The sequence below is a fragment of the Planococcus notacanthi genome, from assembly GCF_030407825.1.
Classification (GTDB): Bacteria; Bacillota; Bacilli; order Bacillales_A; family Planococcaceae; genus Planococcus; species Planococcus notacanthi.
In genome coordinates, this window is the sequence record NZ_JASDCQ010000001.1 from 915,415 (window position 1) to 939,221 (window position 23,807).

Below are 23,807 nucleotides of genomic sequence, written 5' to 3' on the forward strand. Positions count from 1 at the left end.
TCTATTATCCATCATTAGGCTGAATCCATAAAAGCAATAGAACAGGATTTTCGTTCATCGAAAGTGGTTCTTGCCCGCGATAAAGTAAAAAAAACAGCTGCAGCTAGGAAGAAAGCTGCGGCTGTTTCTATAAGGGAATATTTTTAAAAGCTTATTAGCGGTCCAATCCTTTTCCCATCCCCTTCAGGAAGTTAAGGCCGAACTTGATGGTGCGGTTGATGTCAGGGTCTCTGAATGCTTTTACCAGCTGGAGCACCCCAAGTTTTTTGCCATTATTATTTTGAGTTTCCGCTTCTTTTAAGCCATTGACGACACTCGAAGCCAGCTTGCCTGTTGAAGCCGGATCAATCGCTGTCAGTGCGCCTGCTGCACTCATCATATTATTGATGAGGTTGGTCACCGGTTCACGTGTTGCCTGGCCCATGACCACTTCGGCAATGCCTTCTTTCGCTTTGACCATCGCGAGGACAGCATCCAAGACACCTGCATCATCCAAATCACCAGTAATGGCCAATAATTTATTAAGCGCCTGATCCTGTTCGGCAATCAGCGTTTCCAATTCGTAGAGTTTTTGCTGACGGATTTCGTCAGCGGTCCATTCCTTCTTCTTGATCTGCGTTATTGGGCTTGCCATTGGACATCACCTTTCTATCGTTGATCTGTCAGGTGCACATAACCTTCACGTGCCCATTTGCGTTCCACTTCGATGCCGGATACTGGCGTCCGTTTCTTGTCCCGCGGATTTGATTTTGGCAGCGGGCGTTTGACATGGTCTTTCAGCACTTCCATCCGGACCTTGGTCTGTTTATAAGCCGGCGTATTGGTACGCTGATCGACAGCCGGTCCAGTCAGGAAATTGATGGCCGTTTCTTTGTTTGTTGAATTCATCGGCATGAACAATTCATTGCCTTTTACTCGCCCTGTAACGATGACGGGCAATTTCAATGCGCCGTAAGGGGAGACGAGGCGGACAGTTGATCCATCTTCCAGTCCACGTTCTTTAGCCAGCTGCGGAGACACTTCAACGAAAGTTTCCGGCAGTTTGGAAATGATCCCTCTTGATTTATCGGTCATATTGCCTTCATGGAAATGCTCCAGCAAACGGCCATTATTGATATGCAGATCGTACTCGACCGGAAACACTACTGGTTCTACCCAATCGGACAATGCAAAACGCGCTTTTTTGTCCGGGAAATTAAAGCCATCGGCATAAAGGAGTGGGGTGCTTTCTCCTTCAAGGCTGCCCCAAAGGAAGCTGTTCCAACCTTCCATGTTCGTGTAATCGGCTTTCGCGAACAATGGAGACAGACTCGCCATTTCTGCAAAAATTTCACTTGGGTGGCTGTAGTTCCAGCCTGCACCAAGGCGGTTGGCGATTTCCTGGACGATCCACCAATCCGCTTTCGAATGGCCGAGTTCAGGAAGTGCTTTATACAGACGCTGAACGCGGCGTTCTGTATTGGTGAAAGTACCGTCTTTTTCAAGTGACGGGGCTGCCGGAAGGATGACATCTGCGTATTGGGCGGTCCGTGAGAAGAAAATGTCCTGTACGACGAAAAAGTCAAGTTTCGCAAGAACTTCATCTACGTGGTTGGCGTTCGAATCGACCAATGCCATATCTTCACCGACAACATACATGGCCTTCATGATGCCTTCGTCAACAGCCTGCAGCATTTGGATATTATCCATACCCGGCTTGTCGTCGATTTTCACTCCATAAGCCCGTTCAAATTTTTGGCGGGCAGCGTCATCTGTAACATGCTGGTAGCCCGGAAGCCAGCCTGGCAATGAGCCCATGTCGCAAGCTCCTTGAACATTGTTGTGGCCGCGCAGCGGGTATGCGCCAGCTCCTGGCCGGCGATAGTTTCCAGTCGCCAGCAAGAGGTTGGAAATTGCAGCGGACGTGTCAGAACCACCGGTATTTTGCGTGACTCCCATGCCCCAAAGGATGCAAGTGCCGTCAGCATCACGGATCATTTCAGCTGTGCGGATCAAGGTTTCCTTGGAAACGCCACTGCGTTGCTCGGCATAGTCCAATGTGTACTGGTCCAGCACTTCTTTAAAATCATTGAAATAATTGACGTTGTCATCGATGAATTGCTGATCATGCCAGCCTTGGTCGATCATGTATTTCGTTACAGCCATCAGCCATACCTGGTCCGTGCCTTGTTTCGGCGTAATGAAGATATCCGAGCGTTCGGCCATTTCATTTTTGCGCATATCGGCAACAATCAATTTCTGGCCATGCAATTTGTGCGCGCGTTTGACGCGAGTCGCTAATACGGGATGGCCTTCTGCCGGGTTGGCGCCAACAATGATGACGAGTCCCGCGCTGGCGATGTCTTTGATGGTTCCGGCATCTCCGCCCATTCCGACTGTACGGAACAAACCGTCTGTCGCAGGGGATTGGCAATAGCGTGAGCAGTTATCGACGTTATTCGTTTCAAATACCTGGCGGCTCAGCTTCTGTAAGATGTAATTGTCTTCATTGGTGATTTTCGAAGACGAGATGACACCGATTGAATCTTTGCCGTTTTGTTCTTTGATCGTTTTGAATTTCGAAGCGACTAAATCAAGCGCTTCTTCCCAAGTAGCTTCGACAAACTCACCATTTTTGCGGATGAGGGGAGTGGTGATGCGCTCTTCGCTATTGACGAAGTCCCAACCAAATTTGCCTTTTACGCAAGTGGAGATGGCATTGGCCGGCGCTTCGGAAACAGGCTGGATCTTCAGGATTTCACGGTCTTTAGTCCAGATTTCAAATGAACAGCCGACACCGCAGAATGTACAGACTGTTTTGGTTTTTTTCGTCCGTGTTTCACGCATCGTTGCTTCTGCATCCGATACGGCCATGATGCCGCTATAGCCCGGTTCAACGTCTTTCACCAAATCAATCATCGGCTTCAGGATTTTCTCCGGAATGGCGGTCATGAAACCTGCTTCACCAAGCATCGATGTTTCCATCAAGGCATTGCACGGACAGGCAGTAACACATTGGCCACAGCTGACGCAGGAAGAATCGTTGATTTTGGCGCCGCCGTCCCACAGGACAATCGGCCGGTCGCGTGACCAGTCCATCGTCAAAGTTTCATTGACCTGGAGGTTCTGGCAGACCTCGACACATTGGCCGCAGGCGATACATTGGTTCGGATCATACCGGTAGAACGGATTGGTTAAATCAACTTCATCGACTGTACACTTCGGTTCGAACGGGTATTTTTGGTGTTCAATTTCCATCATGTCGACAGTGTTGTGGACTTTGCAGTTGCCATTGTTATTGTCGCAGACTGTGCAGTACAGCAAGTGATTCTCAAGAATCCGGTCCATGGCTTCGGTTTGCGCTTCCTTGGCGCGCGGGGAAGCCAATTGGACTTCCATACCGGCAGTTGCTGGAGTTGAACAGGCACGAACAAGCTTTCCGTCAACTTCAACGATACATGTGTCACAGGTTTCGATCGGGTCGACTTCAGGCATATAACAGATTTGCGGATGAAGAATCTTTTCTTCGTTGAGCACCTGTAAAATGGTTTTTCCCTGCTCGAACTCGACAGGGGAACCGTTAATCTTAATGGACATGCCAAAACCTCCTTCTTATGATATGCAGCATCCAGCTTTTACAACGGACGTTTGACCTGCCAGCCTCCTCGGCATAGGGGAATCAAACTGTCCGCAAAAAAGGGATAAAAAAATTCCACCATGAAAAACACACTTGACAAGTGCATCTGTTTCATAGTGGAATAGTGTCTTAACAGGACTTGTTAAATGACCAATCCAAATATATAGGGTAAAGTGAAAGCGCTGTTGCATTAAAATACAGCAACACCAACATATGCTATTATTATATACAGTAAAAATGAGATGCACAACTAAAATTGGTACTAGTCAAAAAATTACAAGTCCGAAAGAGGAGAGGATCTACATGTCCAGACAGATCCATGAATTCAATGACATCATTCGAAAGTTGCGGAAAAACCTTTTTGGAAAAGGTCCCGAACGCATACAGACTGTCTTTGTTAATGATATGGCCATCGCGACTTTATATGGGAATTTGAGCCCCTCAGAACAATTCATTGCCAGAACACCGGAAGGCAGAGAAATGGTCCACACTGCGCGCACCCGGATGATCCAAAGTGTCTATGCCACATCAGCACCGGAAGGCATGGAGGAATTGGTCGGGGCCAAATTCGTCCATCTATTCTCAGACATCAAAGTTGAAGACGACATCGCCGTATCTGTATTTCTGTTTGACCGGCCGATTGACCAAAATGGACAGCCAGGAGGCAAAACCGATGCAACAAGATAAAGCACGAAAAATCCTGCGCTACGAAAAAGGCGGGTTTATCGAAAAAGAAGACCGTGTTGTTGTCGAACAACCGGCTACCATTAAAATAAACGGCAAAGAGTTTATCACTATCGTCTGTTCACCTGAGCATATGGAAGAAATGGCCATCGGTTTTTTGGTATCTGAGCGCATCATCCCCAATTACCGGGACATCCAGGAAATCCGGGTGGAAGAAAAAACGGGAACGGTCCACATAACCGCTGAGAAAGTCTATCCATTTTTTGAGCAGCTCCAGAACAAGCGGTTCATCAGTTCCTGCTGCGGCATGAGCCGACAGGGATTTGTCTTTGCGCATGATGCTATGATTGCTAAAAAAATGTCCGATGTCAGCGTAACGCTAACCCCGGAAAATTGCTTTCAGCTTATGGAGGGGATGGCGGCTTCAGCTGAAATGTTCAAGCAGACAGGCGGCGTCCATAATGCGGCGCTTTGTGACGCGAACGGCATCATCGTTTCGCGCATGGATATCGGCAGACATAATGCACTCGATAAAATCTACGGCTATTGCCTGGTGAACAATATTGACGTCCGCGACAAAGTCATCGTCTTCAGCGGGCGGATTTCATCAGAGATTTTGCTGAAGGTAGCGAAGATCGGCTGTGAAATTGTCCTGTCGAAATCCGCACCAACAGAATTGGCATTGACTTTGGCAGACGATTTGGGCATCACCGCTGTCGGCTTTATTCGCGGTGGATCGTTCAATCTGTATACGCACCCTGAACGGATTGTCAGTAAAGAAACTTCTGCAACTTAGTAAAAAAATAGAGTGACAAAAAAAGGGAAGGGTGCTATGCTTCTAATCGTCTAAATATTTCGGTTATTAAACAGAGGCAGTTCTGAGCTGTATATTCCAGCCATCGCAGTGTTTATTGTGATTTTACTTATTCCCAGTTTGGTATTTCCTGCCTGCCTAGTCGAAATACAAATGACCGCAATTCCTAAAACTGATGATTTTCACTGTTGGAAATCATTTTATATAAACACAAGCAATTGACTAGGAGGTTAGGGAAATGAAAAAGAAGCCGAAAAACAGATGGTTAATCGCATTATCTGCAGTAGGAATACATATTTCGATCGGCTCCGTCTATGCATGGAGCAATTTTACCAATCCACTGATTGACCAGTTTGGGTGGTCCACCAGCCAAGTGCAGCTGACATTCAGCATCGCCATCCTGTTCCTGGGATTATCGGCAGCCTTTTTCGGCAGCTTTGTAGAGAAATACGGTCCGAGAAAAGCGGGATTAGTAGCAGCCTTTTTCTTCGGTGCCGGCATCATTGGCTCGGGCTTTGCTGTAAGCGCTTCCTCTTTGCCGATGCTCTATGTGTTTTACGGAGCGCTTGGGGGAATCGGGCTTGGCATCGGTTATATTGCGCCGGTCTCCACATTGGTCAAATGGTTCCCGGATCGCCGCGGTTTGGCTACTGGCCTTGCCATCATGGGCTTTGGCTTTGCCGCAGCCATCAGCAGCCCCATTATGGAAATGCTCATCACTTCAGTTGGAGTGGAACAAACTTTTTATATTTTAGGAGCAGCCTATTTGATCATCATGACCCTGTCATCCCTGTATCTTGAAAAGCCGGAAGAAGGCTGGATGCCTGCAGGCTTTGAAGAAAAAATAAACACCGGCAAAGCTGAACGGAAAATCGACTTGTCCCAGCTGACGGCCAACGAGGCAGTAAAGACAAAGCGCTTTTATTACTTATGGTTTATGCTATTCATCAACGTCACATGCGGAATCGCGATTTTATCGGCGGCCAAACCGATGGCAATTGACAGCATCGGCATGACTACCGTCCAGGCAGCGGCTTTGGTTGGTGTCCTTGGAATTTTCAACGGCCTCGGACGTTTGGGCTGGGCGGCAATCTCCGATTACATCGGCCGACCGAATACGTATACGGCATTTTTCGTTATACAAATTGCGTTATTTGCATTATTGCCATTCACTACCAACGCGATTTTCTTCCAGATCATGCTGGCAATCATCTATACATGCTACGGCGGTGGATTTGCATCGATCCCAGCATACATCGCGGATATTTTCGGTACGAAACAATTGGGAGCAATCCATGGGTATATTTTGACTGCGTGGGCAGCAGCCGGCCTCGCAGGACCTTTGTTCGCCGCTTTCATGAAGGATAAGACGGGAAGCTATGAAAGCAGCCTGTTGTTCTTCGCCGGCCTGTTCGTAGTGGCTTTGATCATTTCACTGGTCATTCGTTTGGATATCCGGAGAATCCGTGCCAAAAATGGAGAAATAGCTGTAGCGCCAACTGCAGAAACCGTCAGCGATTGATAATAGAGACACCTTTGGATGTCATTCCAGAAATTAACAATGTGAAGAGGAAATGACTTCTTCATTTTCGACAGAAGTAAAAAAATCCAATCTTAAAAACAACCTTGAACGCTCCATTTGCCAAGGTTGTTTTTGTTTTATTCGAAAAGGTCAGTTTGACAGGCTCTCAGGCTTTGTATAAGTTTAATACGTATAGGTCCATTGTAAAAAATATCAAAGCTTTAAAGAGCTCCACATACATATGTAAATAATGCCAGCATTTTAATGAGTAGGAGCTGAAGAATAATGGTGGAAAAACGTAGGCCAATCTCCGTTTCAGAAGCACTCGAACGGGTTTTGTGCAAGGCGTCTCTAATCGGAAGTGAAAAGGTGGACCTGGAAGAAAGCTACGGCCGTATCCTCGCTGAACCGATCGTCGCTTCCAGTGATGTGCCGCCGTTCAACCGGTCTCCCTATGACGGCTATGCCATCCGTTCAGTGGATTCTGCCGGAGCATCAGGCGATAATCGGATCTCGTTTCGTGTCATTGACCATATTGGAGCGGGAGAAGTCTCGGCTGAAAAACTGAGGGCCAATGAAGCAATCCGCATTATGACGGGAGCCCAGCTTCCGGAAGGGGCTGACGCCGTTGTGATGTTTGAACAGACGGTCGAAACTGAACAAGGCATCACAATTCGAAAACCGTTTGAGGCACTCGAAAACGTCTCTTTGCAGGGAGAAGATGTCCAGAAAGGCGAAGTGGTCATCGATTGCGGAAGTTTGATCAATCCAGGCACAATCGCGTTGCTGGCGACTTTCGGCTATTCGCAAGTCGCGGTAGCGAAACAACCGGTTGTTGGAATCCTTTCAACCGGAACCGAATTGCTGGGGGTCGATGACGAATTAGTGCCGGGCAAAATACGCAACAGCAACGGACCGATGATTGTTGCCCAACTGAAGCGAATGGGTTTCCGCTGCAAGATGTACGGCATGTCGATTGACCAATTGGATGAAAGTTACGAAGTGGTCAAAAAAGCTGCGGACGAAACCGATTGCCTGATTACGACTGGCGGCGTTTCCGTCGGAGATTTTGATTTTCTGCCGGCGATCTATGAACGGCTCGGGGCTGAAGTATTGTTCAACAAAGTAGCCATGCGCCCCGGCAGTGTGACAACTGTTGCCGTCGCAAATGGCCGCTATTTGTTTGGATTGTCCGGAAACCCTTCTGCTTGCTTTACCGGATTCGAGTTGTTCGTGCGGCCCGCCCTGCTGAAGATGATGGGAGCGGGAAAACTATATTTGCCGCAGACAAAAGCGGTTTTAGGAGAAGATTTCACAAAAGCCAATCCATTTACACGTTTCATCCGCGCTTCTTACGACGGCGAAACAGTGTCACCGGCTGGATTCAATAAATCGAATGCGGTATCATCGATCGCACGAGGCAATGCGTTGATTGTGTTGCCTGGAGGCAGCCGCGGATTCCACAGGAGCGACACGGTTGATGTCCTCCTTCTCGGAATGGAGGAAGGGGCAAGCAAATGGCGGCTCTAAAGGTATTGCAAGTTGTCGGCTTCAAAAACAGCGGCAAAACAACACTGGCCTTAAATTTGCTGGAACAGGCTAAAAATAAAGGAAAGACGGTTGCGTTCATTAAGCACCATGGCCATGGTGGCCCGCTTGAACTGCCGAAAGCAGATACCGACAGCATGCGTTTGTTGGGAAGCGGCGCTGATTGTTCCATTGCATATGGGGATGGCATCATACAAATGCATCAGCAAAAACAAACAGCAACAGTAGAAGAACTAGTTGACTATGCTTCTTTAGGGAATCCGGATTTGATTTTGGTGGAAGGCTTTAAAGAAGCGCCTTTTGAAAAAATTGTTTTGCTGCGTTCAGTTGAAGATAGCCTGGAGCTTCAAAAGCTGCAAAATATCGTCTTGGCAATTGCACCGGAAGAATTGCAGCTGGACAATATCCGGTTGATTCTTCAGAATGACAGTAAGCTATTACAGAATTGGTTTGCGAATTGGATGGTGATAGATAATGAAGGCATTTGAAATTGTAACAGAAGCGATCAACCCTCAAATTTACGCAGATTTTGTCTTGCGCCCTGAAGCGGGAGCAGTTACTTTATTCACTGGACATGTTCGTGAGTGGACAAAAGGGGTACGGACAATGTATCTCTCTTACGAAGCTTACGTGCCGATGGCAGAGAAAAAGCTGGCGCAGATCGGCGAAGAAATTGAACAGCGCTGGGAAGGGACGAAAGTGGCGATTGCCCACCGGATCGGCGAGCTGCAGATCAGTGACATTGCGGTTGTTATTGCGGTTTCATCGCCGCACCGGAAAACAGCCTATGAAGCGAATGAATACGCGATTGAACGGATAAAAGAAATTGTACCGATCTGGAAAAAAGAAATTTGGGAAGACGGCGAAGAATGGATCGGCGACCAGAAGAAAAAACCGGAAGGGGAATTGACATGATCCAATTGCATTATTTTGCAGGACTCCGTGAACAGACCGGTGTTTCTGAAGAACAAGTCGATATGGCCGGTCGGACTGTAGAAGACTTATGGCAATGGGCGACTGAGAAATACCCGGATTTTGTTTCGGGGGCAGCACGTGTGGCTGTCAATGAAGAATATGCGCTGCCGACGGATGTGCTGGAAACAGGAGATGTTGTGGCTTTTATCCCACCGGTAAGCGGAGGATGACAGTTCTTGTTGGAATCCTGTTGGCAGGCGGCCTGTCACGGCGGTACGGTTCCCCAAAGGCGTTTGCGGAACTAGAAGGAGAGTTGTTTTATGAAAGAGCTTATAACGCGTTAGCGGCTGTTTGTGATGATGTGGTCATCATTTCCAGACCTGAATTGATGGAACGCTTTTCATCCGATGCTGAAGTCGTTACCGATCTCGACTGGATTGAAGGACAAGGGCCGCTGGCGGGCATCCTGTCAGGGATGGTTGCCAAGAGAGCAGATAAATATTTCGTGCTGCCTTGTGATATGCCGTATGTAGGGCCTGCAGAAACAGCCAGGCTGTTGGATCTTGCAGACAACGCGTCAGACATTACAGCCTTATGGAACACAGTTGGAAAAATCCCGTTGTTCAGTATTTGGGATAAACGGGTAAAAGAACAGCTGCAGCAAGAGCTGGAGGCTGGACAATTCCGCGTCATGAAGTTTATGGAGAAAGTGGCTACCGAGTGGATCGATTCATCAGAAATCCATGAAGAGCCGCTTGTTTTCCGTAATGTGAACCAACCCGACGATCAAATGAGGGGGTGGCAAAATGGCCATTAAACCAGTACAGGACCAATTTCATCGCCCGATACGGGATTTGCGGATTTCGGTTACCGACCGCTGCAATTTCCGCTGTTCGTATTGCATGCCAAAAGAAGTTTTCGGAGATGATTATGCATTCTTGCCGAAGCAGGAATTATTGTCATTTGAAGAAATCCATCGCCTGACTAAAGTATTTGTGGCGATGGGTGTCAAAAAAATCCGGCTGACAGGCGGAGAACCCTTGATGCGCAGAGGGTTGCCTGAGCTTATTAAAAAAATCCTTTCGGTTGAAGGGGTGGAAGACATCGGCTTAACGACAAATGGCATGTTTCTTGGCAATCAAGCACAGGCCCTTTATGATGCAGGATTGCGCCGATTGAACATCAGCCTTGATGCCTTGGATCCTGAGCTGTTTGGAAAATTAAACGGCCGAGGTGTCGAACCTTCTCATATATTGAAGCAAATTGATTTTGCACAACAAGTCGGTTTTGAAATTAAAGTCAATATGGTGGTCCAAAAAGATGTTAATGAACAAGAAATTTTGCCGATGACGGCTTATTTTAAAGACCGGGGCATTACATTGCGCTTTATCGAATTCATGGATGTCGGCAACGACAATGGCTGGAGCTTTAAAAAAGTAGTGACCAAAAAACAGATTCTCGACAAACTGCAGACCGTCTATAAACTGGAACCTGTCGACAAAGATTATTATGGTGAAGTTGCGAAGCGTTACCGTTTTGAAGAAGGGGATGCCCAAGTCGGATTTATTACATCCGTTTCGGAATCTTTCTGTTCATCTTGTACGCGCGCACGCCTGTCATCTGACGGTAAATTTTACACCTGCCTGTTCGCAACCGGCCATTTTGATATTCGGGAATTGATTCGGAGTGGATTGACCGATGAGGAACTATTGGAAAAAATCTCAGCTGTCTGGGAACGTCGGGATGACCGCTACTCGGATGAACGCACTGAATTCACCGCAAAAAACCGCAATAAAATCGGCATGTCCTATATCGGCGGATAACAGGGGCAAATGAAAAAGGCGATTCCTGTAAACACAGGAATCGCCTTTTTCATTTGCTTATCTAGATGAGTCGATATGGTCCAAACCGTAAATGGAAAGGATAAATATTTCTCTTAGCGTTCTTCAACCGGCACATACGTCTGCATGCCAGGCCCGATGTATTCCGCACGCGGACGGATCAAGCGGTTGTTTGAGTACTGCTCAAGGATATGCGCCAGCCAGCCGGATGTGCGGGAAACCGCAAAGATCGGCGTGAACAGGTCGTGTTCGATGTTCAGGCTGTGGTAAACCGATGCCGAGTAGAAATCGACGTTCGGCGGCAGGTTCTTCTGGCCAGTGACGATTTCGTGGATCTTCACGGACATGTCGTACCATTTTTCTTCGCCGCGGATCTGCGTCAATTTCTGGGACATTTCACGCAAGTGCTTCGCACGCGGGTCGCCATTGCGGTAGACACGGTGGCCGAAGCCCATGATTTTTTCTTTGTTCGCCAGTTTTTCGTTGATGACCGCTTCCACGTTGTCGACAGAGCCGATTTCCGTCAGCATCTTCATCACCTGTTCGTTGGCGCCGCCGTGAAGCGGGCCTTTCAAGGCGCCGATGGCTGCCGTGACGCCGGAATAGACGTCAGACAATGTTGCCACAGCCACACGCGCCGTGAACGTCGATGCGTTCAATTCGTGGTCGGCATGAAGCACCAACGCTTTATTGAACGCTTCTTCTTCCACTGCTTCCGGCAGGTTGCCGGACAGCATGTACAGGAAGTTCGCCGCAAAGCTCAAGTCCGATTTGGGTGCAATCGGCTCCTGGCCATTGCGAATGCGGCCGAAAGCCGTCACAAGCGTCGAAATCTTCGCCTGGATATTGATGGCTTTGCGGTAGTTCGCTTCCGGCTCCATTACTTCTGCCTCTTCGTCGAACAGGCCAAGCATGGAAACTGCCGTGCGGAGTGCCGCCATCGGGTGAACCGATTTGATGTCGTATGTTTTAAAGTGGTCCAGCACAGCCTGTGGAACCGCCATGTTGTCTGCCAATTGCTGCTTCAGTTCCGCCAATTCGTCTGCTTTTGGCAACCGTTGGTGCCACAGCAGATAAATCACTTCTTCAAAGCTCGCGTTTACGGCCAAGTCATCAATATCGTAGCCGACATATGTAAGTGTGTCATCAATGATCGAGCTGATCGCGGATTGGGTTGCTACTACACCCTCTAAACCTTTTGTTGCTGTCATTAAAATCGCTCCTTTAATCTGATTCAAGTTCCCAGTCCTGCCGCAAAACCGATTTATTGTAATAGTCAGTAAAGCGTTTACATTTTCAGAATTTTTGTAAGTCTTTAGCAGGTCAAGACCGTAACTCGGGGTATCTGTGACTATTCTGTGTTATTTATTTACTTTAACTTATTTGAATAAAAAAACTGTTTAAAATGTCTGTGATTGCAGAAATCATGCTTAAAGCAGAATATTCAATAGTTAAAGAAGAGAATATTCTAAAAAAGTAATATTGACCAACATATCACGTGTATAAAAACAACAAAAATATAGTTTTCTAGATTATTTCAAATTTTTTAAAAAATATTATTAGACATTTCTTCTTACAGCCGCAAGGATTCACGACATTTCAGCTGCAAATGGAAATAAATATTTTCAAAAATACCCTTGTATTATTTTGCAATAGCATATATTCTCTTTAGAATCGCTTCTAAAACGTTGAAGCAGATAAAAATGGTTTAAAGGAGGATTTTTAATGGGCAAAACAAAAAACAGATGGCTGATTGCTTTAGCAGCCATAGCGATTCAATTATCCATTGGAGCGGCTTATGCCTATAGCGTCTACACAACACCGATCAGCGCTGAAATGGGCTGGGCACCTAAAGAAATTACGTATGCTTTCACCATTATGATGGCACTTGGAGGAATCTCCGCTGCATTCTTCGGAGGATTTGTTGAGAAGAACGGTCCACGGAGATCAGCAATTTTAGCAGCTTTCCTATTCGGTATCGGACAAGCTGGAGCAGGCTTTGCTGTTCAAATTGATTCACTGGTTTTATTCCTTCTTACATACGGTTTGTTAAGTGGACTTGGATTAGGGGTAGGCTATATTGCACCTATTTCCACTCTTGTTAAATGGTTTCCGGACCGCAGAGGATTGGCTACAGGAATGGCTGTTATGGGCTTCGGCGCAGGAGCTTTGATTACAGCACCTGTTGCAGCCAACCTGATGGAGTCATTTGGCGTCAGCACTACCTTCTACATGTTAGGCATCAGCTATTTTATCTTGATCATCTTGGGTGCTTCATACATCGCACCGCCGCCTGTAAACTGGATGCCAGCTGGTATGCAGCAAGCAATTGATTCGGGCAAAAAAGTAATGAAAAAGGATTTGGCGCAATTGACTGCTAAAGAAGCAGTCAAGACTCGCCGCTTCTGGATGGTCTGGTCGATGATGCTGATCAATGTCAGTGCGGGCATCATGATCATCTCGGTGGCATCACCGATGTCACAGGAATTAATCGGACTTTCTGCAGCAGGCGCTGCTACGTTAGTCGGTATCATGGGAATCTTTAATGGCGGCGGCCGACTCGGGTGGGCGGCAATTTCCGATTACATCGGACGGCCAACAGTCTTCACCATTTTCTTCGCTCTTCAAATAGTGGCATTCACGATGCTTCCAAACATCACACATGTATTGGTATTCCAAGCGTTGATTTTGGTAGTTGTCAGCTGTTACGGCGGAGGATTCTCCAACTTGCCAGCATTTGTCGGAGATCTTTTTGGAACCAAACAATTGGGTGCAATCCACGGTTATTTATTGACAACTTGGTCGATGGGCGGCATTATCGGACCTGCTATCGTTTCGCAAGTCAGAGAACGTACAGGCAGCTATGAACCGGTTTTCTACATTTTCATCGTTTTGGTTTCCATTGCTTTCTTGATTTCGTTATTGATCCGTTGGGATATCAAACGAATTGAAGGACATCCGAAAGCGGAGAAAACACAAAAATCTGCTTCAAAAGGACTTAATCTTCAAGAGGGAAATAACTAAAAGAATTAGTTCTATTGTTGTTATTTCGATAGAAGAAAAATGATATAAAAGTCATGATTTAAAAATGCTGCAGTTTCGCTTATAAAGCACCAATAAGCAAAAGATCCGTTTTCGAAAACCTTTAAGGTCTTCTGAAAACGGATTTTTTGTCTATATCATAGTTTGTAAATCACCGATATGAAGAGGATTTGCACCCTGGCAACATAAAATGACATATATATATAAAGGGTTCAGGTTCTTATTTGATTGTTTGTCCAGAAATTTCTTGTGCGTAGCCTAATGTCATTTTTTCATTGCAAATATCAAATGTCTGCCGCTATTCCTATTTTCACGGTATGAGAAGCCATCAGGGCTTGAAAAGGTACATGTTCTATCGATATCAATCTGTTCGGAAGGTATACCGGCAAGCTCGCATTGTCTTTTTACAACGGCTTGATTGTCGATATGGTATTTGCTTGATGCATTATTATAAAACATGAATTCAGAAGCATAGCCGAGGGCATCGAATTTGAAATAGACGTCTTGATCCACTTCAAATTTTTGTTGGCTGATGGCGGACCCAATTTGAATTTCAAGGTCATCCGGGTCGGATTTCTCGACCTCGATCAGTTGCTGAAGCAACTTCAATGTGATCTCTTTGATGGTACCTTGCCAGCCGGAATGGATGACGCCGACCAAGCCGGTTTTCCGGTCGCGGATAATGACAGGTACACAATCAGCTGCAAAACTGCATAATACAAGGCCGGAATCATAGGTATATAGCGCATCGGTGTCCGCAAAGGCGTCTTTTGCATAAATTGCTCCGCGACCGCTGTCTGCTTTAGAGACGCGCCGAAAATTGGCGCTATGCGTTTGATTGGCGCATATGAAATGGGCGAGCGGAGTGTTCAGGTGGTGTGCCAGTTTTTCACGATTGGCCAAAACCATTTGTGGATTTTCACAGGCATGCAGCGCCATGTTATTGTTTTCAGGCTCGGCAGCGTCTTTTTGTGTCATGCCGGCTATAAAGCTTTCTTCATTTGCATAGAATTTCAGTTTCATTTTCATCACCTTTCTTACATATAGAGTAACAGAAAGTAAATGCAGAGGAAGACAGATGCAGCTCTTTAGTTTATTGCACAAAAAAGCCCTCCCTGAAAAATTACAGGGGAGGGCTGTTTGTGGTGTATGTCTTATACCAATGAAGCAGGTTTCGCTAAGGCTTCATCAACTGAAACAAAATCAAAGCCAAGGTCTTTAGCTACTGCTTCATAAGTGACGCTGCCGTTTGCTGTGTTGACGCCAAGCTTCAATGCCGGGTTTTCTGCGATCGCTTTCTGTACGCCTTTATTGGCCATTTGCAGTGCATAACCAACTGTGACATTCGTCAAAGCGATTGTCGACGTGCGTGGAACTGCGCCAGGCATATTAGCTACCGCGTAATGGACTACATCGTGTTTTACATACGTCGGATCATCATGTGTGCTGATGCGGTCTGTTGTTTCGAAGATTCCGCCTTGATCGATGGCGATATCTACGACAACAGAGCCAGGGTTCATGGATTGAACCATTTCTTCTGTCACCAATTTCGGTGCTTTCGATCCCGGAATGAGGACTGCTCCGATAACCAGATCAGATTCTTTCACCGCTTCTGCGATATTGAATGGATTGGAAATCAATGTCGTCACATCAGTTCCAAAAATATCATCCAATTGGCGAAGGCGTTCCGGGCTCAAGTCAATGACCGTTACTTGTGCGCCAAGGCCGATTGCCATTTTCGCAGCATTCGTCCCTGCAACTCCACCGCCGATGATTGTCACTTTGCCGCGTTGCACACCTGGTACACCGGACAATAAGATTCCTTTGCCGCCGTATACTTTTTCAAGGAATTGAGCGCCGACTTGGGCAGCCATCCGGCCAGCCACTTCACTCATAGGCGTCAATAATGGAAGAGTACGGTTAACCGAAACCGTTTCATAAGCGACCGCAGTTACTTTATTGTCTACCAATGCCTTTGTCAATTCAGGTTCAGCAGCAAGGTGAAGGTAAGTGAACAATAACAGGTCTTCACGGAAGTATTTGTATTCAGAAGCAACGGGTTCTTTTACTTTCATGACCATTTCAGCAGACCAGGCTTCCTGGGCTGAGCCAACCATTTTCGCTCCTGTCGCGATGTAATCTTCATCTGTAAAGCTGCTTCCCAATCCAGCACCCGTTTCGATGATGACTTGATGTCCAGCTCTTACAAAAGCGTCGACTCCAGCAGGAGTGATGGCCACTCGGTTCTCGTTGTTTTTGATTTCTTTCGGAATTCCAATAATCATTATTCTTCCCCCTATAAAACGAATGGTGTAGATATCCATAAGTATAGCGGTAACGCTGTTGTTGTTCATTGTATGAAATAAAGAAATAAGTCCGACTCTTTTGTGAAATCTCACAAAAGACTATTTTTCATCAAATTTCCGTGCTTTCAGATCAAGGTAAATGCCCAGTTTTTCATTGACATCGCTTAGACGGATACTGCCTATTTCCGAGATGCGTTTGATGCGGTAGTGAAGCGTATTAGTATGGACAAACAGTTTTTTGGCTGCATCGTTCATATTGCTGTCTTGTTGGATAAAAACTTCCAATGTCTTCAACAGGTTGGAATTATGAAGTCTGTCATAAGTCTCAAGTTTAGCGATGGCAGGATGCTCATATCGCTTAGCGCGTTGGTCTTTATGAAGCACATCCATATACCTGAAAACGCCAAGGCGCCGGAAATGGAAGACGTTTTCGAGCTCCTCAGGAAAGCGTTTCTTCATTTCCAAAACTTTCGATGCTTCCTGGTAACTCGTTTCTGCTTTATCAATATCGCCATAGCTTGTTCCGTAAGCGCCTTCAACATCCAAAATGGAAAAACGGTTGGCCATTTCAGAAATGAAGAAGGATATAAAATCATCAAAGGCTTCGTCTGCTGGCTGTGATGGATGCGGGGAAGCGATCAAAATCAATTCCTCATCCATGACCACTAAAAAGTGATTGATGATTTTCTGGCTGGTGGTGATCAAATAGGAAAGTTGTTCTTCCATTTTTCGGGTGATGTCCTGCTGGAATCGGAAAGTTAAAACTGTAAAACTGTCCGGCATCCGCAGATTCAGGTCATAGAATTTATCATGAATTTCTTTTAAGGATTTGTATTGGCCAGTAAGAAGCTGCCAAAAAAAGTCTTGGTAATTTTCTTCTTTTCGTTTTCGGTTCTGGTACAGCTTCGCCATCAAAGGAGTCGCAGCACTTGCTGCGTCTTTCAAGAGGTCCAATTGCTCATTCATGAGTTTTCGAGGTCCTTCGACGACCCAAATATAGCCTAAAATTTCATTGTTTTTCCGAATGGCAATCGCTACCCGGTCACGCAGCCCAATGTCTTCGATATGGGGGATGCGCAGCGCAGCGTCCGACTGCATCAATTTTGGAATAATTCCTTCTTTCCATAACCGATTAATCACCTTTTCAGGTACGCGCTGCGAAATGATGGTGCCGATCCGAGCAGCATCGGTGTCGTCTTCATGGGAACTGTAAGCATGGAGGCGATGATTCGTATCTTCAATAGTGACTGGACACAGCAGGTTTTCGTGGATGCTGTCGACCAGCTCCTTCAAATCGAAAAAAGATTTCTTGAATGGGTTCTTTGGTGTCATTTCGTTCATGGAGGCGCTCCTTTGACGGTCTTTAATCTTCAAAGCCGTAGTCATTAATCTCTATTATCAGTATAACGAAAAGAGGCGCCTTCCTCTACAGCCGTCAGCTAGAATCAACAGGGATAATATCGGAAAGAGAGGCTTTACATCTTTTGGGGCAAGGTTTATGGTAAAGAAAAGTGATCGGTTCGTTAAAGGGGAATGAAAGGCATCAGGTGAAGAAGTACTTATAATGGGCGTTCTTAGTCGGATTACCAAGGCAGAAGTGTTTCAATCCAAAATAGACAGGAAAGAAAGGGGATCATGAACATGCCATTAGAAATAGTCCAAAACGACATTACCAAAATGGAAACGGATGCTATTGTTAATGCGGCCAATTCAGCGCTTCAAATGGGAGGTGGTGTCTGTGGAGCGATTTTCCGGGCAGCAGGTGCGGAACAGTTACAACAGGCCTGTGATGAAATTGGGTATTGTCCGACAGGGAAAGCAGTTTTCACAGAAGGCTTCCGCTTGCAAGCAAAATACATTATTCATACTGTGGGACCAGTGTGGCAGGGCGGTGCGCATGAAGAAGAGAAATTATTGCGTTCTTGCTACCGGAATTCATTGGCGCTGGCAACATCTTTAGATTGCAAGTCGATCGCATTTCCGCTTATTTCTTCAGGAATCTATGGTTACCCGAAAGAACAGGCGCTGGAAACAGCTGTTTCGGAGATTGAGTCATTTTTAGAAACACAAGAACTGCTGGTATATATGGTGCTGTTCAGCGGATAAAGTCACAGCTGATTTCTGGATGATGGCAGAAAGAAACAAGCTGTCTTTCCGGTGATGGGAAGGCAGCTTGTTCCAAGGCTAAGCTTTTAACTATTGTTAAAGTGTTGTGATCGACCGGTTGGTCAATTGGCTGGTATGTTCCACTTCAGTGTCAGACTTTAACGGAGAAGAATTCACCAGGAATGGTCAATAGCACCTCATAGAACTTGGGCATAACGCCGAAGCCCCAAATCACCCCGGAAAATCATTTCGATTTGAGCACACCGCTTTCCACAAGATTATTTAAAGCACCGATGTTTTTAAAACGGAAATAACCGCTTAAGCGGTTCAAGTCTTTTTGCGTCCAGTTTACATATTCTGCATTGAGCTCAAAGTCCGGCTCTAATTTGAGTACCAGGTTTTTTGCGTATTCCACTTGTTTTTGAGTCAACGGCTTTTCATCTGTTTTGGCTTTATTGGCGGAAAGTTGTTTGATCACTTCTGCAGGAGAATTAATGGTTTTTTGGATTTTTTCAGTGTAAATGCCTCGTTTGATCCATCCCAGGTCTTCTCTAGTTAAATTGAACCACTCACCTTCCAGGCGTTTAGCGGAAAAGTGTTGGTGAAAGGCACTTTCGGTCTGATGGTGATCAGCCGTCTTAATAAGGAAAATCAATTTGTTTTCAAAAGGCAATTTGACGTTGAAGACATTCATCCGTCTGTCGATGTGTTTGGTTTTGCCGATTTTGAAGGAGCCGGTCATATATTCCTGAACAAAATAGACATAGCCAGGCGCTTTACCAGGCAATGCCGGTAGCTGAATAATCCGGTCAAGTTCCTGCTGGTTAGAGTCAAAGAGGTAGATTTTCTCTGTATCTATTGTTGGCCTTGAAGCTTCAGTAACAGCGACGGGTCTGGTTTTTGAAAAATTGCTGAAAAATTTCTTGAACATAATGGCACCTCCTCAAGCTGATTGAAAAATCAATGCTTTCCTTATAGTATAATATATATTAGATGGAATTAGAGGGTGTAAGTTCAAAAAATGTAAATTAATTTACTTACAAGGGGATGTCTGGAAAATGGGGGATGCTGATAAAAAATCGGTGGGAATTCTTTAATGATACTGACAGGCATTGAATCGACAAGGTTCCAATATCTCCTGAAATTATACATAGAACAAACTGGACAAAAGAGTTTTACTGGATTAGGCAAAAGTCTGAAAAGCTGAAGGACTTTTTCTGCAATCAGAGTGTTTAAAGAAAACCCGCGAGATTATTTTGCTGATCTGTTAAGTGAAGGAAGCGAAGAAGAAGGGTGCCAGACTTTATATTGTAAAACTACTTTTTAGACAGTCACTGCTAGTCTGGATGCAAAAAATACAGGTGACTAGCTGTACATCGCTCAGTTTTTTCAATTGGTTTTTTGGAAGGAGAAACAAACGGATTTTTGAGGTGCAGTGCTGAACAGCTTGCTATATCTGACTTTGGGAGTTTTTTAAAAAAAACAGATGGAGAGGGGAGGGGACTTTTTTTGAAGGAACAACCGAAAATCGATATTCCGGGTACAGGTTTCGGGAGCTTTTTAAATGCTGTTTCAGTGCTGGTATTTTTAACGATGTTGGTGTATTTATTTGTTCAGTATGGTGCATTGCCTGACCAAGTGCCCGGCCATTATGATGGGGCGGGACAAGTCGACCGTTGGGGAGGAAAAGAAGAATTATTTCTCCTTCCATTAATCGGAGCGGCATTATGGATCGGCATGTCAGTACTTGAAAAATATCCGCATACCTATAATTATTTGAACCTGACAGAAGAGAATGCCGAAGCCCAATATAAAAATGGGCGATTGATGATCAATGTACTGAAGAATGAAATTGTCATCTTGTTCAGCTGGATCAACTTTCAAAATATTCGTGTGGCTCTGGGAGAAGCGGATGGTCTGGGTTCATTCTTCATGCCCGTTTTTCTGGCAGTCATTTTTGGGAGCATCCTGTTCTTTATGATTCGTATGCTGCGGAAGTAGATTATCTTCATCCACAGTCAGCTGTGCACAGTTGCGCACAGCCAAAAAGGGTTATCCACAAATTCTGAAAGTTGTTACTATTTTGATGATACAGTTGTACTGTTTATATAGCGGTCCAAAAAATAGTGTAATACAGTTGTGTTAAAAAGATTGAAAATTATTATTATTCTGATAGTATTGAAATATGCCAAAACTAATTGATCCGATCGAGCGTAAGCAGTTGATTGCACAGGCCACGTGGAAAATCATGCTGGAGCAAGGAAGGGAAAGTGCATCTGTAAGAAAAATTGCAAAGGAGGCCGGTTTGTCGTTAGGTGCAATGCGGTACTACTTTTCTACGCAGGAGGAACTTATGCTTTATGCGGAAGCGCTGGTGTATGAACGCTTGACAGATGCTGCTGCCTCAATATTTCAGGAAGAACTGCCGCCTTTGGAAAAGATCATCAATGTGCTATTGACGTTCTTGCCAACGGATAGTGAACTGGAAACAGAAGCGAAAGTAAGGTTGATTTTTAAAGTTCATGCCCACCATAAACAAGCAGCTTATAATGAACAGCAGGACGGAGCATTGCAGGCCATTAAAAACATTATGTCCAACTTGATCTTATTGAACATGCTGAAGAAGGACCTGAATGTTCCGTACGAAACTGACAGATTGATCTATTTACTGGATGGCATGGTATTGGATGCGATGGTCAGGCCGGACCAAACCAGCCGGGAACGCCAGCAGGAAATGGTTATCTATCATTTGAATTCCATCTGCAAAGAAGACATAAATTTATAAAACAGAACGGCAGCCATGACAATCCGCTTGTCATGGCTGCCGTTCCGTTATTAGTGATAGGAAAGTCTTTGATAATTAATTAAATTGATTATTCAGAAAAAACTAACATCTAATCATGGTAATATGCTACCATCTAAGTAAAGTTCTATTGTTTTCAGCATTCTTTTCTTCCTTTCCCAGAAAGAGGTGAGAACCGATGTAACGATAGTCGAAATAAGCAGTTTGGAAAAAACGAAATTTCTTTTAACTTCTCTATGTATGGCTTCGTTTTTTTGGAATGATTAATTTCAGAAGAGAGGGATTTATATGGCTGAAGGTAAGAATCGTGCACGGATCCAACGCTTCGGGAGTCATTTAAGTGGAATGATCATGCCGAACATTGGCGCGTTCATCGCTTGGGGGCTCATAACGGCATTATTTATTCCTGATGGTTGGTTGCCTAACGAAGATTTAGCGACCTTGGTTGATCCCATGATTAAATACTTGCTGCCTTTGCTGATCGGTTTTACTGGTGGACGGTTGGTGTATGACTTCCGCGGGGGCGTAGTCGGAGCGACAGCCACCATGGGTGTCATCGTCGGATCTGATATTCCGATGTTTCTAGGTGCCATGATCATGGGGCCGTTAGCCGGATATCTCATGAAATTGGTTGACCGGTTGTTCTTGGATAAAATACGTGCAGGATTTGAGATGCTGTACAATAATTTCTCGGCCGGTATTTTAGCCGCAATTCTAGCGGGGATATCATTGAAAGGAGTCGGGCCAATTGTTAATTCATTGACAAATAGCCTTGCTGCCGGGGTGGAAGTCATTGTCAACAACGGCTTGTTGCCACTGGCGAGCATCATCATTGAACCAGCGAAAATATTATTCCTGAACAATGCCATCAATCACGGTTTATTGAGTCCGTTGGGTGTAGAGCAGGCAGCAACGAACGGCAAATCCATTCTGTTCCTTCTGGAGACGAATCCTGGACCAGGTCTAGGCGTCCTGCTTGCCTTCATGATTTTCGGAAAAGGAATTTCCAAGAGTTCAGCACCAGGAGCAGCCATCATCCAATTTCTCGGTGGGATTCATGAAATCTACTTCCCTTATGTGTTGATGAAGCCTCTTTTGCTGCTGGCGGTCATCGGTGGGGGGATGAGCGGTGTGTTCACATTCGTTCTACTGGATGCAGGCTTGGTCGCTACTCCTTCACCCGGCAGCATCTTTGCGCTGCTTGCACTGACGCCGCAAGGCAATTACGTGGCAGTGGTTCTCGGGGTAATAGTGGCAGCTGCTGTGTCGTTCACCATTGCTTCAGTCATATTGAAAACGACTAAAGACGTGGAAGAAGATCTATCGGCTGCTACAGGCAAAATGGAAGAAATGAAAGGCAAGAAAAGTGCAGCAGCCGGCTACTTGGCCCCTCAGGCTGCGCAAGGTCCGACAGCGGATGCCAACAGTGATGTCCTGCAGGAAGGCGCTGTGGTAACTTCGGATCCGGGCATGAAAAGAGCCGATCAGGTACGGCGAGTCGTTTTTGCCTGTGACGCTGGCATGGGGTCGAGCGCGATGGGTGCATCTTTATTGAAGAACAAATTCAAAAAAGAAAATATTGATATTCCAGTCACCAATACCGCCATCAGCCAATTGCCGGAAGATGCGGATATTGTCGTCACCCATAAAGATCTGACACCGCGCGCTAAAGAAAAATTGCCTCAGGCTGAGCATATTTCAGTCGAAAATTTCATGAATAGCCCAGAATACGACAAACTGGCACAGCGGTTGAAAAAATGACCAGTCATCAAAGTTAAAATTCTGACGGGAGTGATGGAAATGGCAAAAGCCGTATTGAAACGGGAAAACATTAAACTAAATGTCCCACTGTCTACTATGGAAGAAGGCATTCGTTACACAGGAGGAATTCTGGTGGACAATGGCTATGTGGATGCTGGTTATGTAGACAAAATGCTGGAGCGTGAAGGAATGGCTTCTACTTTTATGGGCAATAGCCTGGCGATACCGCATGGTACGGAAGACGCGAAAGCGAACGTGCTGGAAACGGGCATATCCGTAGTCACGGTTCCGGAAGGGATCGATTTTGGAAGTGGCAATATCGCGAAAATCCTGATCGGCATCGCCGGAAAAAACAACGAGCATTTGGAAATTTTATCGAACATTGCAATTGTCTGTTCAGAAGAAGAAAACATCGACAAGATTTTGAACGCCACTTCAGAAGACGAGATTATGGATCTGTTCAGTGAGGTGAGCTGAATTAGGCAGTTTCAGGTTTGGAAACGGCGATCCGCTCAGTTGAAAAAAGTCGATTTTATGAAGTCGAAATAGGTAGGCGCTAGCGGGAATCAGTGTCTATTTGTTGCTTAACTATAAGAAATTTATTGCTCAGGCAGCATTTGGGCGTTTATTTAAGAAGGAAATTTTGAACAAATTTCAATTTGGTAATAGTTTGTTCATATTTGTTCTGTATACTGAGACTATGAATAAGTCTTGGAGGTTGATGAAAATGAGCGGAACCTTATTTTATGCTAATCCCAAACCGAAAACAGCGCGTGAAATCGTTGAATTTCTAAAAATGCAGGGCATCAATGCAGAAGTGTGTAAAAAAGCAGAGTGTCTATGAAGCGA

Annotated in this window: 22 protein-coding genes; 15 read left to right on the forward strand and 7 right to left on the reverse strand. The window is 45.4% G+C overall.

Features of this window, described 5'->3' with window-relative positions; genetic code table 11:
* Window positions 1-154 precede the first annotated feature (154 nt).
* Both QMA01_RS04430 and fdhF read right to left on the reverse strand, forming a co-directional pair.
* Window positions 155-634 (reverse strand): helical membrane plugin domain-containing protein, encoded by a 480-nt coding sequence (locus QMA01_RS04430; RefSeq protein WP_191714444.1) that lies wholly within the window; start codon window positions 632-634, stop codon window positions 155-157.
* A 14-nt stretch (window positions 635-648) separates the two neighbouring features.
* Complete coding sequence (gene fdhF, locus QMA01_RS04435) at window positions 649-3,576, reverse strand: formate dehydrogenase subunit alpha (RefSeq protein WP_290185816.1); 2,928 nt, start codon at window positions 3,574-3,576, stop codon at window positions 649-651.
* A 343-nt stretch (window positions 3,577-3,919) separates the two neighbouring features.
* Here fdhF and QMA01_RS04440 point away from each other — a divergent pair, with 343 nt between their 5' ends.
* From QMA01_RS04440 to moaA, 9 genes are all read left to right on the forward strand, one after another.
* Window positions 3,920-4,303, forward strand: a complete 384-nt coding sequence (locus tag QMA01_RS04440; RefSeq protein WP_191714446.1) for a Na-translocating system protein MpsC family protein — start codon at window positions 3,920-3,922, stop codon at window positions 4,301-4,303.
* On the forward strand, window positions 4,290-5,096 hold the full coding sequence (gene fdhD / locus QMA01_RS04445) for a formate dehydrogenase accessory sulfurtransferase FdhD (protein ID WP_191714447.1): 807 nt from the start codon (window positions 4,290-4,292) through the stop codon (window positions 5,094-5,096). The genes QMA01_RS04440 and fdhD overlap by 14 nt, the downstream gene beginning before the upstream one ends.
* Window positions 5,097-5,352: 256 nt before the next feature.
* Window positions 5,353-6,636, forward strand: coding sequence for an L-lactate MFS transporter (locus QMA01_RS04450; protein ID WP_191714448.1), 1,284 nt, complete (start codon window positions 5,353-5,355; stop codon window positions 6,634-6,636).
* 285 nt (window positions 6,637-6,921) lie between these two features.
* The gene (locus tag QMA01_RS04455; RefSeq protein WP_290185813.1) at window positions 6,922-8,166 is read left to right on the forward strand and encodes a molybdopterin molybdotransferase MoeA; all 1,245 of its coding nucleotides are present in this window, start codon (window positions 6,922-6,924) and stop codon (window positions 8,164-8,166) included.
* The gene (gene mobB, locus QMA01_RS04460; protein WP_191714450.1) at window positions 8,154-8,672 is read left to right on the forward strand and encodes a molybdopterin-guanine dinucleotide biosynthesis protein B; all 519 of its coding nucleotides are present in this window, start codon (window positions 8,154-8,156) and stop codon (window positions 8,670-8,672) included. Before QMA01_RS04455 ends, mobB begins: the two co-directional genes overlap by 13 nt.
* Complete coding sequence (locus tag QMA01_RS04465; RefSeq protein WP_191714451.1) at window positions 8,659-9,099, forward strand: molybdenum cofactor biosynthesis protein MoaE; 441 nt, start codon at window positions 8,659-8,661, stop codon at window positions 9,097-9,099. Before mobB ends, QMA01_RS04465 begins: the two co-directional genes overlap by 14 nt.
* Window positions 9,096-9,329, forward strand: a complete 234-nt coding sequence (moaD, locus tag QMA01_RS04470) for a molybdopterin converting factor subunit 1 (RefSeq protein ID WP_191714452.1) — start codon at window positions 9,096-9,098, stop codon at window positions 9,327-9,329. The genes QMA01_RS04465 and moaD overlap by 4 nt, the downstream gene beginning before the upstream one ends.
* Window positions 9,326-9,916: a molybdenum cofactor guanylyltransferase gene (locus QMA01_RS04475; protein WP_191714453.1), complete on the forward strand. Its 591-nt coding sequence runs from the start codon at window positions 9,326-9,328 to the stop codon at window positions 9,914-9,916. Before moaD ends, QMA01_RS04475 begins: the two co-directional genes overlap by 4 nt.
* Complete coding sequence (gene moaA, locus QMA01_RS04480; protein ID WP_290185806.1) at window positions 9,906-10,922, forward strand: GTP 3',8-cyclase MoaA; 1,017 nt, start codon at window positions 9,906-9,908, stop codon at window positions 10,920-10,922. The genes QMA01_RS04475 and moaA overlap by 11 nt, the downstream gene beginning before the upstream one ends.
* 113 nt (window positions 10,923-11,035) lie before the next feature.
* Here moaA and citZ read toward each other — a convergent pair whose 3' ends face one another.
* Window positions 11,036-12,151 (reverse strand): citrate synthase, encoded by a 1,116-nt coding sequence (gene citZ / locus QMA01_RS04485; RefSeq protein ID WP_290214388.1) that lies wholly within the window; start codon window positions 12,149-12,151, stop codon window positions 11,036-11,038.
* A 514-nt stretch (window positions 12,152-12,665) separates the two neighbouring features.
* Between citZ and QMA01_RS04490 the strand changes: the two genes are divergently transcribed.
* Window positions 12,666-13,964 carry an L-lactate MFS transporter gene (locus tag QMA01_RS04490; protein ID WP_191715612.1) on the forward strand — a complete coding sequence of 433 codons (1,299 nt, stop codon included), beginning with the start codon at window positions 12,666-12,668 and terminating at the stop codon, window positions 13,962-13,964.
* Window positions 13,965-14,246: 282 nt separating this feature from the next.
* On the opposite strand, the gene pgeF is transcribed toward QMA01_RS04490, so the two are convergent.
* The 3 genes from pgeF to QMA01_RS04505 form a co-directional block, all read right to left on the reverse strand.
* Window positions 14,247-15,005: a peptidoglycan editing factor PgeF gene (gene pgeF, locus QMA01_RS04495; RefSeq protein WP_290184712.1), complete on the reverse strand. Its 759-nt coding sequence runs from the start codon at window positions 15,003-15,005 to the stop codon at window positions 14,247-14,249.
* Window positions 15,006-15,136: 131 nt separating this feature from the next.
* Window positions 15,137-16,267: an alanine dehydrogenase gene (gene ald, locus QMA01_RS04500; RefSeq protein ID WP_191715614.1), complete on the reverse strand. Its 1,131-nt coding sequence runs from the start codon at window positions 16,265-16,267 to the stop codon at window positions 15,137-15,139.
* 120 nt (window positions 16,268-16,387) lie between these two features.
* Window positions 16,388-17,629, reverse strand: a complete 1,242-nt coding sequence (locus QMA01_RS04505; protein ID WP_191715615.1) for a PucR family transcriptional regulator — start codon at window positions 17,627-17,629, stop codon at window positions 16,388-16,390.
* Between the two features lie 300 nt (window positions 17,630-17,929).
* On the opposite strand from QMA01_RS04505, the gene QMA01_RS04510 reads away from it, so the two are divergent.
* Entirely contained in the window at window positions 17,930-18,394 is a 465-nt protein-coding gene (locus QMA01_RS04510; protein WP_301611057.1) for a macro domain-containing protein, read from the forward strand.
* Window positions 18,395-18,638: 244 nt separating this feature from the next.
* On the opposite strand, the gene QMA01_RS04515 is transcribed toward QMA01_RS04510, so the two are convergent.
* Window positions 18,639-19,325, reverse strand: coding sequence for a GIY-YIG nuclease family protein (locus QMA01_RS04515; RefSeq protein ID WP_290184715.1), 687 nt, complete (start codon window positions 19,323-19,325; stop codon window positions 18,639-18,641).
* 578 nt (window positions 19,326-19,903) lie between these two features.
* Between QMA01_RS04515 and QMA01_RS04520 the strand changes: the two genes are divergently transcribed.
* From QMA01_RS04520 to QMA01_RS04535, 4 genes are all read left to right on the forward strand, one after another.
* Window positions 19,904-20,395, forward strand: a complete 492-nt coding sequence (locus QMA01_RS04520) for a DUF1648 domain-containing protein (RefSeq protein WP_191715618.1) — start codon at window positions 19,904-19,906, stop codon at window positions 20,393-20,395.
* A gap of 184 nt (window positions 20,396-20,579) precedes the next feature.
* Window positions 20,580-21,179, forward strand: coding sequence for a TetR/AcrR family transcriptional regulator (locus QMA01_RS04525; protein ID WP_290184718.1), 600 nt, complete (start codon window positions 20,580-20,582; stop codon window positions 21,177-21,179).
* 306 nt (window positions 21,180-21,485) lie between these two features.
* Window positions 21,486-22,958: a PTS mannitol transporter subunit IIBC gene (locus QMA01_RS04530; protein WP_191715620.1), complete on the forward strand. Its 1,473-nt coding sequence runs from the start codon at window positions 21,486-21,488 to the stop codon at window positions 22,956-22,958.
* A gap of 39 nt (window positions 22,959-22,997) precedes the next feature.
* A complete protein-coding gene (locus QMA01_RS04535) occupies window positions 22,998-23,435 on the forward strand; it encodes a PTS mannitol transporter subunit IIA (RefSeq protein ID WP_191715621.1) in 438 nt (145 codons plus the stop codon).
* Window positions 23,436-23,807 lie beyond the last annotated feature (372 nt).